2 protein-coding genes are annotated in these 688 nt (G+C 47.7%); both read right to left on the minus strand.

The window, feature by feature from the left end:
• Positions 1-312 (minus strand): hypothetical protein (locus H4O21_RS25530; RefSeq protein WP_220495844.1); only part of this gene is annotated, 312 nt, incomplete at its 3' end.
• Positions 309-599, minus strand: coding sequence for an XkdD/Y8K6 family phage-associated protein (locus H4O21_RS24035; protein WP_182812391.1), 291 nt, complete (start codon positions 597-599; stop codon positions 309-311). The genes H4O21_RS25530 and H4O21_RS24035, both read right to left, overlap by 4 nt.
• Positions 600-688 lie beyond the last annotated feature (89 nt).

The raw sequence follows: 688 nt of genomic DNA on the forward strand, positions 1-688 counted from the left end.
CTGACACTCACATTCATACCCAACTGGCGGTAGTCCTTCACCGTTCCATGCTAGCTTTTGCGATGCGGTGAGTGCGGATTCGTATTGATTGCGAGATATTGACTGAAGACGATGGCTTTCAAGCGTCTCCTCGTAAACGCAATCCTTGGCGAAGTCTTTTCCGTACTTTAGATAGCAATCATCATCCCAATTGCCTGTTTCGTCATAGAAATCTATGCTGTTTGTCCCATAATGGCGGCAGCACTCAACGGCCCCCTCAGGCCACCCACCACGCTTAGGCAATTCTTGAACTAACAGGTCGATAAGTTTCATTTTGCTTCTCCCAATGCCTTATTAACCGCTGCGCGTGCGTTATCCAGAGCGCGACGCTTGCTTGATGTTGTCCAGACTTTTCCGGAGTTGTCGTCGTAGATTTCCAGCAATCGCTGGAGTGCGGATAACAGATCAGGAGATGCTGCAAGCAAAAAGCCATTAGCATCCGCAGTTGACTCATCAAGCCATGACGTGACAGTGCAAATGTGTCCATCTCTGTCACCTTCATAAACATTAAATGTCTCATCAAAAAACCACGGGCCATGCGTACCTTTAAACTCTCCCATCACCAACCTCACTTAACATATTCAATGATTTCGCATTCACGCATCTGCACCAGACCAAATGGTGCAACAACTTTACCGCACGGACGGAT

The sequence above is a fragment of the Oceanospirillum sediminis genome (genome assembly GCF_014164585.1).
GTDB classification, from domain to species: Bacteria; Pseudomonadota; Gammaproteobacteria; order Pseudomonadales; family Halomonadaceae; genus Oceanospirillum; species Oceanospirillum sediminis.

Excerpts from the sequence above, each read along its gene's own strand:
- H4O21_RS24035 (WP_182812391.1), bottom strand. The coding sequence starts at position 599 with ATGGGAGAGTTTAAAGGTACGCATGGCCCGTGGTTTTTTGATGAGACA.